Below are 16,841 nucleotides of genomic sequence, written 5' to 3'. Positions count from 1 at the left end.
TGACGCTGTTGTAAGGAAGGGCTCTATGCGTGACTGGCTGATAAACGATCGTGCCGACTTGGCTGGCTTCATCGCCGCCTCTGGCGGTGGTCCCCACTACGTCTATCTGCTGCGTATGCCGGATGGGGAGCCGAAGTTTGGCGGCCTGGGCACGCCATTCTATGTCGGGATAGGGCAGGGGGCGCGACTCTTCGCCCACGAAGAAGAGGCCCGCGATCCGGCACGCTCCGGCGCCAAGGTCGAGACGATCCGATCAATCTGGGCCAAGGGCGGCGAGGTTGTCCGAACCATCGACAGCGTACACGCGGTCGAGCCGTGGGATCGGGAGGAGGAGTTGATCAATTCCATCGGCCGTCTGGCTGAAGGTGCAGGTCCTCTGACGAACGCCCAGACCTACGCCCCCTCACTGAAGCTTAATGGTATCGAGCTTCGCAAATATGCTGCCGATCATGCAGCGTCCGGCGATGCGAACGCCATCCCCGCGAAGTTCAAGCTGCGGCACACCCGCTTGATGGCAGGCCCGAGAGAGCCGCTTTCCCGAACAAGCGTTTTCGGGAAGATATACACGGTTGCTGAAGCCAACCCTGGTGTCACTGGTGAGGAGTTCGTCGGCCTGCTCAGCGCCGTGGATTTCACCGGAAACAAGTCCGCGTACACGCAGGGAGGACAAGTTTCAGCATCGTGGCTGGTGGGCTACATCGAAGGCGGGTATTTCCGCAGCGACCGCCAACACCTTCAAGATTATCAAGAGCGGTGACTGCCGCCACATGCATAGCGGCGCTGCGCGAGCGCCTGTCGGCCGATGCTTCTCTAGCCGACACGCCGGGAAAGGTTCTTTATAGCTCGGCTGCGACCCTCAATCCGTTTCCGATATACTTCCTCGGCACGAACCCCGGTGGTGCGCTGCCCAGCACCCTTGGTCAGTCTATTGACGACATTGAAGGCGGATTGAACGAGTATCTGGACTACTCGTGGGAGGGGCGACCACCAGGTCAGGCCAAGCTCCAGAAGCAGGTAAATAGATTTTTGTCAGGTCTTGGTTTTGAGCCTCGGGACGTTCCCGCCAGCAATATCGTGATGACTCGCTCGACCGGAATCACCACGCATCAAGACATGGATGGTGATGCCCGGCGGTGCTGGCCGCTTCATCAAATCATACTGGAAAGCGTTCGACCTCGGTCGGTCCTGGCTTTCGGGAGCGGCCTTGAAAAGTCGGCGTTCGCCTACCTGCGTGCTTTCTTCAAGCCCGACGAGATTGAGAGCATTCCGGCCGAGCAGCCCGGATTCACCTGTCACGCCTTCAAGGCCAGCTTCGGCGCCAAGAGCATCAACGTCGTGGTTGTGCCGCATCTGACCCGGTATTCCCCTTACAAGAAGCCGGCCATCATGGAGTGGGTCAAAGCAAGGCTCGCCTAGATCAGCACGCGCTCCCCAGCGTCCCACAACCAACCACCTATCGCCTTGCCCGACCAATTAGCCGCTTAGTCGCTAAGTCGCTTAGCGGTTTGCTGCTTAGGTAGACTCGCCTTGCATCCCCAGCCCGTTATCAGCGCCTCCTGACGGGCAATGCGCTGCTCTCCCTCCACGATGTGCCGATCTGCTATCTCCAAGTCTGCCGGTGCGTCACCCGCTAAACGGTGGTGGCGCTTCCGCCGACTTCCTGCCGATGCGCGCGGTAGAATTCGACGTGGAAACGGACGAGGCCGATCGGCGCGACATGATGCAGGATGGTGGGCTCCACGATGCCTGGCCCTCCCTCAGGTGTAAGCACCGTCTCGAACGGCTCTCGCCGAGCATCTGTCACCCGATAGCTGAGGCGGCCGCTCTCCACCTTGATAAGCCCCCACACCCCGGCTTTCGTCGAATGATCGTTAAGCAGCCCCTTGGGGACAGTCTCTTCGGTGAAGGTATCGGTGCGCTTGTAGCATTCCAGCCCCTCGGGAAGGCTGGCGGCGGTAGCGGTCATGCCGCCTCAGCTTCGTAAAGCTCCACCTCCCGGTTGATGAGGATATCCGCCAGGAACCAATAGGCCTCGCCCCATGCGTTCAGAATATCGTCCGTCGCAGCCTCGCCCAATATGTCACGGATCGCCGGCAGGAGCGCGTTGGCGACCGCAGGATAGTGTTCGGGCTTGATGTGGGTTTCGACGTGGCGTGCGCAGATGCGCTCGATCGCCGGTTTCAGTGCGTCCAGCTTGTCGACGTTCTGCGCAAACGCGAGGATCGCCGCGGCAAGTCGCTTCGGCTGAGCGCCGGACTCGTGAGCAGCCATGTCGAACAAGGCCTTGATCTCGGGATCGACGAACAGGCGCTGGTACATGCGCGTGGTGATCTCCACACCATGCTGTTGAAGCGCCGGGGCCGTCGCTTTCACCAGCGCCATCGTTTCGGGGGAGAGTGGCTTCGACATACTGAAGGGCTCCGGATTGCAGGTTTGGTAGAAAAACGATCAGAGGGCAGGGTCGATTTCCGACCGGCCGATCTACCTTACCCATGGAGTAATGCTATCACGAGTGGCTGCCGGCTAGCCGTGCTAGATCGCGAATATCCTGAGTTCCGCGACAGCTGGGCAGTGCCGCTCACCCAGCGGGTGGTGTCGCAAAAGTCGGTCGCTTCCGCTGCTACTTCGCTGGGCATTTAGCGCCATGGGCGCTTAGCCGATCAGAGCGCACCCTCAGAGGGTGCCGGCGCCGCCTGCACCAGACGAATAAACGCGGACCGCAGCGTTGTTCGCTCAGGATTTGAGAGAGTGGCTTGCTGATAGTGAATGCGGCCGACACGCAAAAGTGCTCGATCGTAATCCGGCGGGACTTGTGTACTCGATGCAAATGCTGCCTGAAGAGCTGCCAGTTCTTGAGCTTCAAGTGCCGCAATAATGGGCTCGATCAGGCCGTCGAGCCCTGTGTTCGCGGTCGCCGCACTTGCCGCTGCGGGGGTTGCTGGTGGCGCATAGGACAAAAAGGCGCTGATAGCCGCCTTGTCCCATTCAGTCGTGGTATCCGACTCCTGCTTCAACGAACGGCTTTGATTGGCCCGGGAAGGCTCGATTCCTAGAAGATGAACCCGCACACCAAACTGCTGCGCGAGAACGACGCCGACGCGCACATCTTCGTCACCGGACACAAGGACAACATCGGTGATTGCCTGGTTACGTGCCAGCTCCACCATGTCGGTGACGATCAGTGCATCAACACCCTTCTGCTCGCCAGCCGAGTTAATCTGGCCGAGCCGGACCTTGATGTCATCAGAGTCAGCCAGAGCTGCCTGCTCCGGCGTAGGCCGACCCAGCCGCATTGCGTCGTACCAGTAGATGCGGAGCAGGGGGAGGTCGCATTGCGCCTTCGCGACTTCCCTCAGCGCTTGCACGACCTTGGAAATGTCGAGCGTGATCGTCTCCCGGCTCTGCCGGGTGCCCGTTAGGAGTACTGAGCCCTGCGCGAACAGGTAACCCGCATCGACAAAAACCGCCGAACGACGCATTGCGCAGCCCCCCAAATAGCAAAGGGCGCCCGCAGGCGCCCTCTTAGTACCAGTGCGCTGGACGTGCGTAATCTCCGCCCCGCGCTACAGCGTCATAGATAGGCGCACGCCCGTAGGTTTGTCAAGTACGCGCTAGCACGCGCGCGGCTGCAGGTACGCGTCTATCGGCCTCGCCCGCCTGACACGGGCATAGTAGCCCGATCACCGCCGCCAAAACTACATCAGAAGCCGCCATTGATGAGGCGCTGCACCTTCTCCACTTCCCTGGCGGCTCGCATCATCGGGCTGTCCTGCAGTTCACGCATCAAACGCACCGTCGGGTTGTTCTGAAGCTCCTCAATGGCGCGCATCGCGGGGCTGTTTCGAAACTCCTCGATCGCTCGCAACGCCGGATTCTCCTGATAGCGACGAGCTACCTCCTGAGCCGCCCGCATCCCCGGGCTGTTCATCATCTCCTGGGCGGCGCGAAAACCTGGCCCCAATGCCTCCTGCATCTTCCGGTGCGCCTCCACGATGTTGCGGCCCGTGCGGGGCGAGTAGGGGGCACTCACGCGACGTGCCGGCATCGATGCGCCCGCGCGCCTGGCCTGAGCCTCCGCTATATACTCGGCCTTGCCCGCCTTCCATTTCACCTGCAGTCGCCGAATGTTCGACGGCTCGGGCTTATCGAGGGCGCGCCGGATCGCGGTCGTTGGCCGAAGCGACGCATTCGCCACGATCATGTCCGCCACCTTCTTGAGGGTGGGGCGGTCGTCCAGGCCGCTCCCAACCGGCCGGCCGCGGCTCCGCTTGCTGCTATTCATGGTCCATCCTTTCGTTTGCTGCGCAGCAAGATGCCCGTGAAACCAGCAAGTTCAAGCGATAAGAAATCAAGACAAAAAGCGAGGATAAATGTGGCGGATAACTGGAATGACTGCAGCGGGAGCGAGGATAAATCCGAACATTATCCTCGTTGTCGCTACGGCCGGCCGCGCAGGCTCTCTCGCGCCTCGCTGAACACCATCAGCCGTTCAGGCTCCGCCGCGAACCAAGCGTAGCTGCCCCATGCGAGGCTATCGACCGTCTTCTTGAACGGCCCGGCGCTGCGGTCGAGATAGGCGGTGACGAACGCAACGTGCTCGGCCGGGAAGCCCGCTTCGGCGACCAGCTCCTCCAGCGCCTCCTTGCGGCGCTGGCTGATCGGACCATCGGTCGCGACCACCTCCACGAACACCAGCAGCGGATGCACCGGGCCAAGATCGACCAGGATCGTATCCGGCAAGTTCTTGTCGGCCTGGATGGCAAGGCCAATCGATCGCGCCAGCGCATCGTCTCGCGCGACCACCTTGTTCCCGCTCTCGCTGAGAAACACCACGGCAGGGGCGGTGAGAAAGGCGGGTGCGAACACCTCCACCACTGCCTTGGTGATCTCGGAACTCGGCCCCGGCTTCATTCGGCGCGTCTCCCCATTGGGAAAGGTGACAAGCACCTGGTCCGCGCTGACGCCCGCGCCCTGGCGCACAATAGCCAATCGGGCGAGCGCGCCCTTGTTCAACGCTTCAGCCTGCCATGCCGCGGTACGAGCCTGCAGCGCCTCGCCGGTGAGGGCAGGATCGAACAATGCGGCAAAGCTCGCCTTCAGGGCATAGCGCGGCTTGCTCGATGTGGTGGGAAGGTCCGTGCGCTCTATCACCGCGCCGATCGCCACCAGCCCCTCGCGCAACGTCTCGTCGCGGATCGGCTCACGGGTGTTGTCTTGATACCAGCGCCGGCCCTCAGTCTGGCTGCCAGTACGTAAGACCCCTGTCGCATAGGCGGTGCGGCTCGCATCATCGACAAGGGCCGCCTGCTCGTCGGTCATGCGATAGACGTGCTTGGGACCAAGCATCGTCCCGCTACCCTCGGTCGCGTCGATATACAGCGCGACGAACACCGTACTCGCAGCCAGCATCCGGGTCAGATAGGCGCGGTTGGGCGCGCCATCGGGGAAGATCTCCTGCAGGCGGACGTGAACCTCATCGCGGGTCAGCATCGGCATCATGGCGCAACCTGCCCATAAAGCCGCGCCAGTTCGTCCTCGATCTCGGCACTGCAGGCTCCTCGGCCAACTAAGGCCTCCACCTGTTTCATCGCCGCGGGAGAGGGTAGGGGCAGCGCCTCCATCTCGAACGCCGACACGGCAACGCTGCCGTTGATGCAGCGGAAGAGCTGGTCAACGATCCGGCTGTTCAGCACCGCCGCAACCGTTGCCGGGGATACGGCAGGACGTGCGGCGGGGCGAACCATGTTCAGATGGTTCTCGACCACCACACCGCCGTGCTGGGCAATGAAGTCGGCCGGCAACTCGGCCGCGATCAGCCGACGTGCCTGCTCCTTGGCGGTGGTCCGCTGAACGAGAACGCACGCCTCCTCAATCAACAGCCAGGCATCGCCCCGCTCGATCTTGAAATAGGGCGCGTGATTGCGCTTCTCGGCTCGGAACGCGAACCGGCCGTCTGCAGACACGGCTTCGGCCCATATGAGCGGATGCACGCCGCGGGCAGAGCGCTGCCGCATCTGGTCCTTATAGCGGTTCCACACCAAGGGACCGGTGGACACGCTGTAGCCCCAATCGGCAAGCCGCGCCGGCATGGCCTCCGCCTTGGCGATCAGGGCACTGTGGCGCGGCTCACGCGGCGCAAGCCAAGGTTGCGATGCGGGGGAGGGGAGCCCGATCGTGCCGTTGCGGATAAGGCGTGCCTCGCGCTCGCTCGTAACCTCGACATAATGGACCTGAGCGCGGCCGGGCTTGGCGCCGCGGCGATAGGCGGCCAGCAACGTCTCCTGCAGCACGTCCTCGAACACGCCGCGACGGGCATGAACGAAGTCGATCGCGGCCGGTGGAGCTTCCTTCGCCATCAGCTCGCGCAACGCGGAATAGTAATGGCCGGACAGGAAACTGGTGGGGGTGAGATAGGCGATCGTGCCACCCTTCTTGGTCCAGCGCACAGCAATGTCGGTGAAGACGCCATAGAGGTTGGCGTGGCCGTAGAGGCCGCGTGCGAAGCGTTGGCGCTGCGCCGGGGTGAGGGTGACACGCCCATAGGGCGGATTACCAATCACCAGGTCAAAGCGGGCGCTAGGCGCCTCCTCCAGCGTGTCGGCTACGCGCACGACAGTCGGCGCGGGGCGACCTGCAGCCGAGGTCACGTCCGCCAGCAACAGCTCGATCGCGTTCTGCCCAAAACCGGCGGCATAGGGGTCCAGCTCTAGCCCGACCAAGCGCGTGCCGATCTGCCGCAGTATGAATGCCGGCTCGGCTGCGGGAAGCGCGGCAATCATCCGTTCGGCTGCAGGCAGCAGGAAAGCGCCGCCGCCGCTCGCCGGGTCGAGCACGCGAGCGCGGGTCCAGTCGATCCCCTGTTCCTCGGCCATGTCGAGCAAGCGGTTCGCTAGCGCCGGCGGGGTGTAGAACGCCCCCAATGCCCCACGCTCCCGCGCGGCAAGCAAGGTCGTGTAGAGGCCCGTCAGGAAATAGACGGCCTCGGTAATCGGCAGCGGTGCGGCCTCGCGGCCCACCACCTGCGCCAACTCAGCAACAGCGCGGTCGAGCCGGCCATAAGGCTTGGCGAAAGGCGCGCTGAGGCTCGCATGGGGTCGGGCCTCAACGCCGTAAGTCTCGATTGCGGCGCGAGTGAACAGCGCCGCCATGTCGCGACGCTTCGGCTCGGGAAGCGTCTCCGCCCACGCCCGCGCAAGCTGGCGCGCACGGGCCAGCTCGTAGCGTTGGGCTTCAAGGTCTGCAGGCAGGTCACGCGGAAGGGCGGGGGCAAGGCTCACGCTGCGATCGATCGATTACGATAATCGCGCAGGACGCGCTGCACCGTCGATCGCGACACGCGGAAGAGGCTGGCAAGCTGCGCCGGCGAACCTTGTCCGGATTCTGCCTTGGCGATGATCTCGGCCCGCTGCTGTCCGGTGAGGCTCGGACGGCGCCCAAGATGCCGGCCGGCTTTCCGCGCGTGCACCAGCCCGTTCATGGTTCGCTCGCGGATCATGGCGCGCTCGAACTCAGCGAAAGCACCCAAGGTCTGGGTCATAAGCCTGCCTGCTGGCGTCGTCGTGTCCACAGCCTCCGTCAGCGATCGGAAGCCGGCACCTGCAGCCGTAATCGCCTCCAGCGTGAACAGAAGATCGCGCAGCGAGCGCGACAACCGATCAAGCTTCCACACCACCAGCACGTCGCCCGGCTGCAACGCGCTGATCGCGCGTGCCAGCTCAGGGCGATCGGCCTGGCCACCCGATGCCTCCTCCCGAAACACCGGATCGCATCCCGCCGCGGCGAGGGCGGCGAGCTGGGCATTTAGGTCCTGATGGTCGCCGCGAGACACCCGCGCATAGCCGATTTGCATCGCGGCGTTCTGACACGGGATTCTGACACCTGTAAACCCATGGAAAAGCTGGGCTGGCTTGCTGGTGTCAAAACCGTCCGGTTATGACACCAGCAGCGTTACGGACTAGAACGGCGAAACAGTAAACGTGTCGGCGTGATCAGTCGGGGATCAGTGCCCAACCACGCAGTTGCAAAGTCGCCATAGTCGTCAGCGCAGACACGTCAGTTTCGACACTCTTTCCTACCGTAGCGGGGTCGATCCCGTTTCCGATAAGAGCTTGGCTGCATACCCGAACGGATACACCCGCCTTTTTCAACGCCTCAATTAAGGCAAGGTTGGGATTCGCAGCTACTCCCGTCTTTGTCGCATAGGCGCGATCTTCGGTAACGATGGGCGTCGCCGGACCGTGGACGATCACGACGACATCGCCTTGTTCTGGACGAACGCCATCGTTGCCCAGCAGGTTCAAAAAGCGGGCGACCTTCTCCAGCGATGGATTGATTTTATCCGGCGTTGCCGCGGCCTTGGTCACATTGAACAGCACGCGATAGCGCAACTTGCGATCGGGCCGTTCCGCAGCACCTTCGACGGGTGTGATCGCGCCATATCCCGGTATCACCGCCTGCCTAGGCACGCCGGCTGAAGCACTGACGCTGCTCATGAGTGACAAGCATCCTGCAAGAGCAATGATTGGCATACGCATCCGCTTTTTCCTTCTTCAGCCGAAATGATCAGCCAACTCTCGCAAAAACGGCCGCACCGATGTTTTGCGGTCGAACCACGGACGGCGTCTCGCGCGGTCGCACTGGGCGGGGGGCCGGGGCCGTTTGGGGAGCCGACAGATCGTCGGCTCCGAACATCGCCTCCAGGGTTCGCACACACAGTGCGGCTGCATCGTCGGCAAGACGGTAGTGAACCTGCTTCGCCTCACGCCTGGTCTTCACCAGATCGGCGCGCCGCAGCTCGGCAAGCTGCTGACTGAGCGCTGGTTGGGTCACGCCCGTGGCCGCCTCGATGTCCGCCACCTGCCGTTCGCCACCCAGCAGATAGGACAGGATCATAAGGCGCTGCGGCTGCGCGAACACGCGCAGCTTCTCGACTGCAACGTCGGCAAGCGCGCGGGACTGGTAGATCGCCATCACCGGTCAGCCTTCGTCTGGTGAAACCAGTCGGCGCCTGCGTTCCCCGGCAAAGCGGGAGGCAGGAGCACGTCGTCGCCCGGCTGCCAGTCAGCGGGCGTATAGGCCTCGCCATCGGCCGAACGCTGCAACGCCCTGACCGTGCGAAGCATCTCGTCGACCGAGCGCCCGACATTCATCGGATACCAGCTGAGTGCGCGGATAATGCCTTTGGGATCGATGAAGTAGGTTGCACGTACCGTTGAGGCATCGCCAGCCTGCTCGTCGAGCATGCCGTAGGCATACCCAACCGCCATCGACGGATCCTCGATCACCGGAAACGGCACCTCGACATCAAAAACGTCGTGGATCGCGCGAAGCCAGGCGACATGAGAGTAGAGGCTGTCGACCGACAGCCCCAACAATACGCAATCCAGCTCCTCGAATTGAGGGGCCGCTTTAGCCAAGGCCACAAACTCGCTCGTGCAAACCGGCGTGAAGTCAGCAGGGTGCGAGAAAAACACAATCCAGCGCCCACGATACTGATCGAGCGCAATCTCGCCCTGAGTGGTGCGGGCGGTGAAGTTCGGGGCTGCATCCCCGATGCGCAGCGAGCGCGGCATGTTCGCTTCCATCATTTCCATTCCTCCCAAATGGCACGAACACCCCGTTGACGCAATACGCTTACACAGCTACATAAACCATGAGTTTGTTTAAATGGAGATGGTCATGGACCCGGTTTTGAGCGAAGCCAACGCCCAGATCAGACGCGCAAAAGCGGCCGGATCGCCGGTCGTTCAGTCCTTCTTTGATGAGCCTACCAACACAGCGACCTACGTCGTTTGGGACGTGGCGACGAAAAAGGCTGCGATCGTCGACAGCGTCCTCGATTTTGACGCCGCGGCTGGCCGGACCAAAACCGCGTCGGCGGACGCAGTGATCGCTTACGTGCGGGATCAGGGACTGACGGTCGATTGGCTGCTGGAAACCCATGCTCATGCCGATCACCTGTCTGCGGCACCTTATCTTCAGCAGGCGCTTGGCGGGCAGCTCGCGATCGGTCGTGAGATCATCCGGGTTCAGAACGTGTTCGGCAAAATCTTCAACGCCGGCACCGATTTTGAGCGCAACGGTTCCGAGTTCGACCGGCTGTTCGAGGACGGCGACCGCTTTGCCATCGGCAACATCGACGCCATTGCGCTGCACGTGCCCGGCCATACGCCGGCGGACATGGCCTATGCGATTGGGGACGCGGTCTTCACCGGCGATACGCTCTTCATGCCCGATTACGGCACCGCGCGGGCAGACTTCCCTGGTGGCGACGCACGCCAGCTATTCCGCTCGATCCGCCGGCTCATGCAGCTGCCGGACGAGACGCGCCTGTTCCTCTGCCACGACTACAAGGCGGTGGGTCGCGACCAATATGTCTGGGAGACGACTGTAGGCGCACAGCGTGTCGGCAACGTGCATGTCCACGAAGGGGTCAGCGAAGACGACTTCGTCGCGATGCGGACCAGTCGCGACGCCACCTTGTCGATGCCGAAGCTCATCCTGCCCTCGATCCAGGTGAACATGCGCGGTGGTCATCTGCCGGAGCCGGAAGCCAACGGCACCCGCTACCTCAAAATTCCGCTGGATGCGCTGTGATGCCAGGCTTTCCCCATGCCATGCCGCTCGAAGGCTTCATCGGCGGGCTGATGATCGGTGTCGCCGCGGCGATCATGCTGCTGGGCAACGGGCGCATCGCCGGTGTCAGCGGCATGTTCGCAAGAGTTTTGGGTCTTACCGATGGAGGTCCACCATGGGCCCTCGCGCTGCTCTTTACCGCGGGTCTGCCCTTGGGCGCGGGTATTGCTGCGGCCAGTTTGGGCGTGAAAGCCAGCTTTCCGGCATCGCTTTCGCTGATTGCCGTCGCCGGTCTGGTCGTCGGTATCGGAACGCGGCTTGGGTCCGGGTGCACCAGTGGTCACGGCGTATGCGGCCTGTCCCGCCTGTCGCCCCGGTCCATCGCCGCGACCGTCACGTTCATGGCGACCGGCGTCGTCACGGTCACGATCATGCGTCTGTCCGGGGTGATACTGTGATGCGCCAGAACCTCATTTCACTCGCTAGCGGGACGCTGTTCGGCGCCGGCCTTGCCATCTCCGGAATGATCGATCCGGCGCGGGTGCGCGCGTTCCTCGATGTCACCGGCGCGTGGGACCCGACCTTGGCGTTCGTCATGGCAGGCGCGATCCTGCCGATGGCGATAGCCTGGTTCGTCGTGCGGCGTCGCTCGACCCCGATCGCGGCCGAACAATTCCACACGCCCGCCACCTCGCCGATCGACCGGCGCCTCATCGGCGGTGCGGCCTTGTTCGGCATAGGCTGGGGCATCGTCGGATTGTGCCCAGGTCCCGCCATTGCCGCACTGGCGATCCAGCCTCTGCCGGCACTGGTCTTCATCGCTGCAATGGCCCTCGGCGTTGCCGTCCACCGCTTTGCATTCACTTCCCGCCGTTCGGCCTGATCAGACAGGAGACATCACATGGCTTTCAAGCAGATCACCTCGTCCTTCTCTGCCGCCCCCCAGCTGACGCAAGACGACCTCGCCGCTGCCGCGAAGGCAGGATATCGCTCGATCATCTCAAGCCGCCCGGACGGCGAGGAGGCGGGCCAGCCAAGCGCGGAAGAAATGGCCCGAATGGCAGGCGACCACGGTCTCGCGTTTGCCCATGTCCCTATCGTACCGGGCAAGGCGACTGACGCCGATGCGGATCGCATGAAGGAGGCGCTAGCCACGCTGCCACAGCCGACGCTCGGCTTCTGCCGTAGCGGGACGCGCGCGGCGACCTTGTGGGCGTTGGCCGAGGCCGATCGCGCCGACCCGGCGACGATCGTCGACCAAGCAAAGGCAGCCGGGTACGACCTTGCCGATCTCACGCCTGCGCTGAAGCGCCGTTCCGAAAGGGCTGATCAATGACCTACGACATCGTCATCATCGGGGGCGGTGCCGCCGGCATCGCGACCGCTTCCAGCATTCTGAAGCGCAACGCCAAAGTGACGATCGCGGTCGTCGATCCGGCGACCGACCATTATTACCAGCCCGGCTGGACGATGGTGGGGGCCGGCGTCTTCACTCCCGAACAGACGCGCAAGGCCGAATCCGACATAATGCCAAAGGGCGTTAAGTGGGTACGGTTGCCCGCCGTTGCCATCGACCCCGACCGTAACACGGTCGAGCTCGAAGACGGTGACACATTGACCTATCGCGTTCTGGTCGTCGCGCCCGGGCTGCGCCTGGCGTGGGAGAAGATCGAAGGGCTGCCTGAGGCTCTCGGCCGCAACGGCGTCACCTCCAACTATCGCTACGATCTGGCACCCTACACCTACCAGCTCGTCAAGGAATTGCGGCAGGGGCGGGCGCTGTTCTCGCAGCCACCCATGCCGATCAAGTGCGCCGGCGCACCGCAGAAAGCGATGTATCTCTCCTGCGACATCTGGCGGGATAGCGGCGTTCTCCCAGCTATCGACGTCGAGTTCCATAATGCCGGCGCAGCCCTGTTCGGGGTCCCGACCTACGTCCCGGCGCTGATGGAATATGTCGAGAAGTACGGTATCGATCTCAGGCTTGAGTCCAACCTGGTCGCGGTCGACGCCGATCGCCGCGTCGCCACGTTCGAGCGCAAGCAGGACGGCGTCTCCGAGCGGATCGAACGTGAGTTCGATATGCTCCATGTCGTGCCACCTCAGGTGTCACATGCGGTCGTCGCAAATAGCCCGCTTGCGGCTGCGAGCGGCTTCGTCGAGGTCGACGAGACTACGCTGCGGCACAAGCGATTTGAAAACATCTTTGGCCTTGGCGATGCCGCTGGCACCAGCAACGCCAAGACCGCCGCTGCTGCTCGCGTCCAGGCGCCCGTGGTCGCAGTCAACGCGCTGGCCGCGCTCGACGGCAGACCCCCCGTTGCCGATTATAATGGTTACGGCTCATGCCCGCTCACGGTCGAACGCGGTAAGATCGTCCTCGCCGAGTTCGGCTATGGCGGAAAGCTGCTGCCCAGCTTCCCATCCTGGCTGCTGGACGGAACGCGTCCGACGCGCACCGCGTGGTTCCTGAAAGAGCGGATGCTGCCCCCGATCTACTGGCAGGGCATGCTGAAAGGCCGTGAGTGGATGGCCGCTCCACACGAGATCGGCAAGGCGGCATGATCCTCGAACCAATCCAGTATCTGCTTGGCGCCTTGTCCGGCAGCCTGGTCGGATTCACCCTCGGGCTCGTCGGTGGCGGTGGCTCGATCCTCGCCGTGCCGCTCATGGTGTATCTGGTGCGCGTTCCCGACGCGCACCTCGCCATCGGTACGAGCGCGTTTGCCGTGGCGGCCAATGCCGCGACCGGTCTGATCGGTCATGCCAAGGCTCATACCGTAAAATGGCGGTGCGGCGGCATGTATGCGACTGCCGGCGTCATCGGTGCGCTACTCGGATCCACCGCGGGCAAGGCCGTCGATGGCGGCAAGCTCCTCTTTCTATTCGCGCTCGTCATGATCGTCGTCGGCGTTGTGATGCTGCGCGGGCGGGGTGACGCTGGTAATCCCGGTGCAGAATGCAACCGGGAGAAGGCGCCCAAGGTGCTGGGTTATGGCCTCGGCACCGGACTGTTTTCAGGCTTCTTTGGCATCGGTGGTGGCTTCCTGATCGTTCCCGGACTGATTGGATCGACGGGCATGCCGATCCTCAACGCCGTCGGCACGTCGCTGATCGCCGTCACCGCGTTCGGGCTAACGACCGCTGCCAACTACGCGTTCTCCGGGCTTGTGGATTGGCCGCTCGCCTTCGCCTTCATCGGCGGTGGAGTTATCGGCGGGTTGATCGGCACGCGGATCGCTAAGCGTCTGGGCACGGGCAGTACGCTCACCACGGTTTTCGCAATGCTGATCTTCGTGGTCGCAGCCTATATGCTCTGGAAGAGCGCAGGCGCGTTTCTGTGATGGGCAGCGCAATTGCCATCGGGCCGCTGATGATGGCGGTCGATCGCGGATTGGCGGTTCTGTGCGTCGCCGTGTTCCTCGGTTTGACGGCGCTGGCGGGCCGGTTCCGCTTCCCGCGAGTGTCGATGGTCGCGACCAGTGCTATTGTCGTCGGGCTGGTGACGGCCCGGATCGGCTATGTCGCGACGCATTGGGCGAGCTACGCCGATGCTCCACTTTCCATCCTAGCTATATGGCAGGGAGGCTTCTCGGCCGTCGCCGGCCTCGCCGGCGCTGCGGTAACGCTGGCGTTCCGGCTCGGCCGAACGCGCGCTCTGGCGATAGGCTGGGCAGCGCTTGCCGTAGCTGGCGGCCTCTGGTTCACGCTTCAGGCGCTGATCCCGCCCGTGACCTACGGCCCCTTTCCCTATCATCTCGCCCTAACGACGCCATCCGGCGCTCCGCTCCCGCTTGATCGTTTCCGGGGTCGTCCCTTCGTGGTCAATCTGTGGGCGACATGGTGCGGCCCATGCCGGCGCGAGCTGCCGATGCTCGATGCTGCTGCGTCGCGCCGTGGAGAGGTTCCGATTCTGCTCGCCGATCAGGGTGAGGCGCCGGCGACCGTTACCCAGTTCCTTACCCGCGAAGGCATCGGTGCCGGCAACGTCGCGCTTGATCCCGACCGTAGGCTTTCCCGAGCCTTCGAAGTCGCCGGCTATCCCGCAACCGCCTTCGTCGCCGCGAATGGCACGATCGTGCAGCTTCAGCTCGGAGAGTTGTCGCGCGCCGCGCTCGCCGATGGAATTGATAAGGCAAGGAAACACCGATGAACCGCCGCAACCTTCTCTTTCGCGGCGCTCTAGCCGCGCTTGCTTTCGCCGTGCCGATGACACCTGCGGTCGGGCAGCAGCAGCCTGATTTGTCGCGCAAGGCAGTCGTCGACGATCCCGTAGCCCCCAAGCGGGCCGGCACCGCCTATGACGTCACCGTTGTCGAGTTCTTCGACTACAACTGCCCCTATTGCCGTCGCATGGAGCCGGTGCTGAACGCGCTGCTTCGCTCCGACCCGAAGGTCCGGATCGTGTATCGGGATTGGCCAATATTCGGACCCGCCTCCCGTGAGGCGTCCCGGGCGGCCGTCGCGAGCCAGTGGCAGGGCAGGCATGCCGCCTTCCATGGAGCGCTGCTTGCCTCGCCGGCGCGGCTCGACAGCGCCGGTATCAGGGCAGCTGCTGTGAAAGCCAAGGTGGATTGGCCGCGTCTGCAACGTGACCTGAAGACGCGTGGCGCGGAAATCGATGCGCTGCTCGCACGCACCAATGCGATTGCCGAAGCGATCGGGTTCAATGGGACGCCGGCGCTGATCGTCGGCTCGCAGGTCGTGGCCGGCGCGGTCGATCTGCCGGCGCTCCGCCGCCTCGTCGCCACGGCGCGCAGCAAGCCCGGAGGGCGTTGAGCGTGCCGGGGCCACTCAGTCGGAGGCAGGCGGTCGGGCTCGGCGCTGTAGTCGTGGGGGGCTGGGCGGTCGGACAGGTGCTGCGGCGCACCGCCCCGATTGGGCGTGACGTTGGTCCGACCGCCGACCTGATCCTGACAGGCGGCAGTTCGCCTGAGCACGGTCCTGCCGACGCGACGTTGCGGCTTGCCGTTTTCACCGATTATCGTTGCCCGGCCTGCCGTCACGCCTTCCCCGCGTTGGAAGAGGCCGTGCGACGCGATGGCAAAATTAGGGTCATCTACAAGGATTGGCCGATCTTCGGTCCACCGTCTGAACGTGCCGCGAGCGTTGCGCTCAGCTGTGCCGAACAGGGCATCTACCCGGTCGTCCATCGCCAGCTGATGGCCGACAACCGTACGATTGACGACGACATGCTGCGGGACGTCGTAATCGGCGCTGGCGGTGACTGGCTGAGCGCAACGACGTGGCTTGCTTCGCATGCACAGGCTGTCGCGGCGCGCCTGCGTGCGAACGGCCAAGAGGCCTATTCGATCGGCTTGGCCGGCACCCCGGGCTTTCTTGCCGGACGCATGCTGGTGATGGGCGCGATCGATCCGGGTGATTTCGAGCGGTTGTTCGCGCGGGCGCGGGCAGAAAGCTAACAGAGCGAGAGGATGAAAACATGATCGAGTATAAGCACGATGGTATGACCGTTGCGTCGCTCCATGATGAGCGCACTGGTAGCTTCCAATATGTTGTCGTCGACGACACTACGAAGACGGCTGCGATCATCGATCCAGTTCTGGATTTTGACCCGCGCGCTGGTGCGACCGCGACCCGAAACGCGGATCTTATCCTCGACTATGTGCGCGAAAAGGGGCTAACCGTCGAATGGGTGCTCGACACCCACCCACACGCCGATCATTTTTCAGCCGTTCCGTACCTCACCGGCAAGACCGGTGGCAAAACCGCGATCGGCAACAAGGTCGTGGAAGTGCAAAAGCTGTGGCGGGACATCTACTGCCTGCCCGATCTCGCCGTCGACGGCAGCCAGTGGGACCGGTTGTTTGCGGATGGCGAGCGTTTCCGGATCGGCACGCTCGATGCTCATGTCATGCTGTCGCCGGGCCATACGCTTGCCTCGATCACTTATGTCGTCGGTGACGCCGCGTTCGTTCACGATACGCTGATGGTTCCTGATAGTGGCACAAGCCGAGCGGACTTCCCGGGTGGTGATGCTCATTCGCTGTGGTGCTCGATCCGCGCCATCCTCGATCTGCCACCCGAAACCGCAACCTATGTTGGGCATGACTATGGCAAGGATGGCAGGGACGTACTTGGTCGCTCGACCGTCGCCGATCAGCGTCGCGACAACATCCATGTTCACGATGGCATCGACGAAGCCGAGTTCGTCGCGACCCGCGAGAAAGGGGGCGTTTGCGGGAGGGGGCGGAATCCTACGCTAAGGATTTGGGCCAGCGATATTCCCCGGTTAGATTGATGTG

The 16,841-nt window shown here is 63.4% G+C and carries 22 protein-coding genes; 12 read left to right on the top strand and 10 right to left on the bottom strand.

Translation table 11 applies throughout. The features are described from left to right. Positions 1-25 precede the first annotated feature (25 nt). Positions 26-757, top strand: coding sequence for a GIY-YIG nuclease family protein (locus LL253_RS18395; protein ID WP_228228100.1), 732 nt, complete (start codon positions 26-28; stop codon positions 755-757). Next, positions 754-1,416 carry a hypothetical protein gene (locus LL253_RS18390; protein WP_228228099.1) on the top strand — a complete coding sequence of 221 codons (663 nt, stop codon included), beginning with the start codon at positions 754-756 and terminating at the stop codon, positions 1,414-1,416. Before LL253_RS18395 ends, LL253_RS18390 begins: the two co-directional genes overlap by 4 nt. 214 nt (positions 1,417-1,630) lie before the next feature. Here the strand turns inward: LL253_RS18390 and LL253_RS18385 are convergent, their stop codons facing one another. From LL253_RS18385 to LL253_RS18340, 10 genes are all read right to left on the bottom strand, one after another. Continuing rightward, positions 1,631-1,966: a DUF1971 domain-containing protein gene (locus tag LL253_RS18385; RefSeq protein ID WP_228228098.1), complete on the bottom strand. Its 336-nt coding sequence runs from the start codon at positions 1,964-1,966 to the stop codon at positions 1,631-1,633. Beyond that, on the bottom strand, positions 1,963-2,409 hold the full coding sequence (locus LL253_RS18380) for a globin domain-containing protein (protein WP_228228097.1): 447 nt from the start codon (positions 2,407-2,409) through the stop codon (positions 1,963-1,965). Before LL253_RS18380 ends, LL253_RS18385 begins: the two co-directional genes overlap by 4 nt. 251 nt (positions 2,410-2,660) lie before the next feature. Next, entirely contained in the window at positions 2,661-3,479 is an 819-nt protein-coding gene (locus tag LL253_RS18375; protein WP_228228096.1) for an NYN domain-containing protein, read from the bottom strand. A gap of 221 nt (positions 3,480-3,700) precedes the next feature. Beyond that, on the bottom strand, positions 3,701-4,282 hold the full coding sequence (locus LL253_RS18370; RefSeq protein WP_228228095.1) for a hypothetical protein: 582 nt from the start codon (positions 4,280-4,282) through the stop codon (positions 3,701-3,703). Positions 4,283-4,437: 155 nt separating this feature from the next. Beyond that, positions 4,438-5,499: a BsuBI/PstI family type II restriction endonuclease gene (locus LL253_RS18365; protein WP_228228094.1), complete on the bottom strand. Its 1,062-nt coding sequence runs from the start codon at positions 5,497-5,499 to the stop codon at positions 4,438-4,440. Continuing rightward, a complete protein-coding gene (locus LL253_RS18360; RefSeq protein ID WP_228228093.1) occupies positions 5,496-7,277 on the bottom strand; it encodes an HsdM family class I SAM-dependent methyltransferase in 1,782 nt (593 codons plus the stop codon). Before LL253_RS18360 ends, LL253_RS18365 begins: the two co-directional genes overlap by 4 nt. Beyond that, entirely contained in the window at positions 7,274-7,849 is a 576-nt protein-coding gene (locus LL253_RS18355; RefSeq protein ID WP_228228092.1) for a recombinase family protein, read from the bottom strand. The genes LL253_RS18360 and LL253_RS18355 overlap by 4 nt, the downstream gene beginning before the upstream one ends. Positions 7,850-7,988: 139 nt before the next feature. Continuing rightward, the gene (locus tag LL253_RS18350; RefSeq protein ID WP_008830444.1) at positions 7,989-8,492 is read right to left on the bottom strand and encodes a DsrE family protein; all 504 of its coding nucleotides are present in this window, start codon (positions 8,490-8,492) and stop codon (positions 7,989-7,991) included. Between the two features lie 70 nt (positions 8,493-8,562). Beyond that, positions 8,563-8,970, bottom strand: a complete 408-nt coding sequence (locus LL253_RS18345; RefSeq protein WP_008830445.1) for an ArsR/SmtB family transcription factor — start codon at positions 8,968-8,970, stop codon at positions 8,563-8,565. Beyond that, the gene (locus LL253_RS18340) at positions 8,970-9,593 is read right to left on the bottom strand and encodes a peroxiredoxin (protein ID WP_037519507.1); all 624 of its coding nucleotides are present in this window, start codon (positions 9,591-9,593) and stop codon (positions 8,970-8,972) included. Before LL253_RS18340 ends, LL253_RS18345 begins: the two co-directional genes overlap by 1 nt. Positions 9,594-9,678: 85 nt before the next feature. Between LL253_RS18340 and LL253_RS18335 the strand changes: the two genes are divergently transcribed. Genes LL253_RS18335 through LL253_RS18290 form a run of 10 tightly spaced genes read left to right on the top strand, consistent with a single transcriptional unit; the run spans position 9,679 to position 16,837 of the window. Then, a complete protein-coding gene (locus tag LL253_RS18335; RefSeq protein WP_037519521.1) occupies positions 9,679-10,596 on the top strand; it encodes an MBL fold metallo-hydrolase in 918 nt (305 codons plus the stop codon). A gap of 20 nt (positions 10,597-10,616) precedes the next feature. Then, positions 10,617-11,033 carry a YeeE/YedE family protein gene (locus tag LL253_RS18330; RefSeq protein WP_205499208.1) on the top strand — a complete coding sequence of 139 codons (417 nt, stop codon included), beginning with the start codon at positions 10,617-10,619 and terminating at the stop codon, positions 11,031-11,033. Continuing rightward, entirely contained in the window at positions 11,033-11,458 is a 426-nt protein-coding gene (locus LL253_RS18325; RefSeq protein WP_008830449.1) for a DUF6691 family protein, read from the top strand. Before LL253_RS18330 ends, LL253_RS18325 begins: the two co-directional genes overlap by 1 nt. An 18-nt stretch (positions 11,459-11,476) precedes the next feature. Further along, complete coding sequence (locus tag LL253_RS18320; protein ID WP_046406874.1) at positions 11,477-11,911, top strand: TIGR01244 family sulfur transferase; 435 nt, start codon at positions 11,477-11,479, stop codon at positions 11,909-11,911. Next, complete coding sequence (locus tag LL253_RS18315; RefSeq protein WP_008830451.1) at positions 11,908-13,140, top strand: NAD(P)/FAD-dependent oxidoreductase; 1,233 nt, start codon at positions 11,908-11,910, stop codon at positions 13,138-13,140. The genes LL253_RS18320 and LL253_RS18315 overlap by 4 nt, the downstream gene beginning before the upstream one ends. Continuing rightward, on the top strand, positions 13,137-13,919 hold the full coding sequence (locus tag LL253_RS18310) for a sulfite exporter TauE/SafE family protein (protein ID WP_008830452.1): 783 nt from the start codon (positions 13,137-13,139) through the stop codon (positions 13,917-13,919). The genes LL253_RS18315 and LL253_RS18310 overlap by 4 nt, the downstream gene beginning before the upstream one ends. Further along, positions 13,919-14,728 (top strand): TlpA disulfide reductase family protein, encoded by an 810-nt coding sequence (locus tag LL253_RS18305; RefSeq protein ID WP_008830453.1) that lies wholly within the window; start codon positions 13,919-13,921, stop codon positions 14,726-14,728. Before LL253_RS18310 ends, LL253_RS18305 begins: the two co-directional genes overlap by 1 nt. Continuing rightward, a complete protein-coding gene (locus tag LL253_RS18300; protein ID WP_008830454.1) occupies positions 14,725-15,354 on the top strand; it encodes a DsbA family protein in 630 nt (209 codons plus the stop codon). Before LL253_RS18305 ends, LL253_RS18300 begins: the two co-directional genes overlap by 4 nt. Before the next feature lie 2 nt (positions 15,355-15,356). After that, positions 15,357-15,998, top strand: a complete 642-nt coding sequence (locus tag LL253_RS18295) for a DsbA family protein (protein ID WP_037519512.1) — start codon at positions 15,357-15,359, stop codon at positions 15,996-15,998. A gap of 20 nt (positions 15,999-16,018) precedes the next feature. Then, entirely contained in the window at positions 16,019-16,837 is an 819-nt protein-coding gene (locus LL253_RS18290) for an MBL fold metallo-hydrolase (RefSeq protein WP_228228091.1), read from the top strand. Positions 16,838-16,841 lie beyond the last annotated feature (4 nt).

The sequence above is a fragment of the Sphingobium soli genome (assembly GCF_020782245.1).
Classification (GTDB): Bacteria; Pseudomonadota; Alphaproteobacteria; order Sphingomonadales; family Sphingomonadaceae; genus Sphingobium; species Sphingobium soli.
This window is presented reverse-complemented; position numbering and strand designations above follow the sequence as displayed.

Coding starts and splice junctions, on each gene's coding strand:
- LL253_RS18340 (WP_037519507.1), bottom strand. CDS start 9,593: ATGGAAATGATGGAAGCGAACATGCCGCGCTCGCTGCGCATCGGGGAT.
- LL253_RS18330 (WP_205499208.1), top strand. CDS start 10,617: ATGCCGCTCGAAGGCTTCATCGGCGGGCTGATGATCGGTGTCGCCGCG.
- LL253_RS18315 (WP_008830451.1), top strand. CDS start 11,908: ATGACCTACGACATCGTCATCATCGGGGGCGGTGCCGCCGGCATCGCG.
- LL253_RS18310 (WP_008830452.1), top strand. CDS start 13,137: ATGATCCTCGAACCAATCCAGTATCTGCTTGGCGCCTTGTCCGGCAGC.
- LL253_RS18335 (WP_037519521.1), top strand. CDS start 9,679: ATGGACCCGGTTTTGAGCGAAGCCAACGCCCAGATCAGACGCGCAAAA.
- LL253_RS18375 (WP_228228096.1), bottom strand. CDS start 3,479: ATGCGTCGTTCGGCGGTTTTTGTCGATGCGGGTTACCTGTTCGCGCAG.
- LL253_RS18380 (WP_228228097.1), bottom strand. CDS start 2,409: ATGTCGAAGCCACTCTCCCCCGAAACGATGGCGCTGGTGAAAGCGACG.
- LL253_RS18345 (WP_008830445.1), bottom strand. CDS start 8,970: ATGGCGATCTACCAGTCCCGCGCGCTTGCCGACGTTGCAGTCGAGAAG.
- LL253_RS18290 (WP_228228091.1), top strand. CDS start 16,019: ATGATCGAGTATAAGCACGATGGTATGACCGTTGCGTCGCTCCATGAT.
- LL253_RS18320 (WP_046406874.1), top strand. CDS start 11,477: ATGGCTTTCAAGCAGATCACCTCGTCCTTCTCTGCCGCCCCCCAGCTG.
- LL253_RS18355 (WP_228228092.1), bottom strand. CDS start 7,849: ATGCAAATCGGCTATGCGCGGGTGTCTCGCGGCGACCATCAGGACCTA.
- LL253_RS18325 (WP_008830449.1), top strand. CDS start 11,033: ATGCGCCAGAACCTCATTTCACTCGCTAGCGGGACGCTGTTCGGCGCC.
- LL253_RS18300 (WP_008830454.1), top strand. CDS start 14,725: ATGAACCGCCGCAACCTTCTCTTTCGCGGCGCTCTAGCCGCGCTTGCT.
- LL253_RS18365 (WP_228228094.1), bottom strand. CDS start 5,499: ATGATGCCGATGCTGACCCGCGATGAGGTTCACGTCCGCCTGCAGGAG.
- LL253_RS18395 (WP_228228100.1), top strand. CDS start 26: ATGCGTGACTGGCTGATAAACGATCGTGCCGACTTGGCTGGCTTCATC.
- LL253_RS18385 (WP_228228098.1), bottom strand. CDS start 1,966: ATGACCGCTACCGCCGCCAGCCTTCCCGAGGGGCTGGAATGCTACAAG.
- LL253_RS18350 (WP_008830444.1), bottom strand. CDS start 8,492: ATGAGCAGCGTCAGTGCTTCAGCCGGCGTGCCTAGGCAGGCGGTGATA.
- LL253_RS18305 (WP_008830453.1), top strand. CDS start 13,919: ATGGGCAGCGCAATTGCCATCGGGCCGCTGATGATGGCGGTCGATCGC.
- LL253_RS18370 (WP_228228095.1), bottom strand. CDS start 4,282: ATGAATAGCAGCAAGCGGAGCCGCGGCCGGCCGGTTGGGAGCGGCCTG.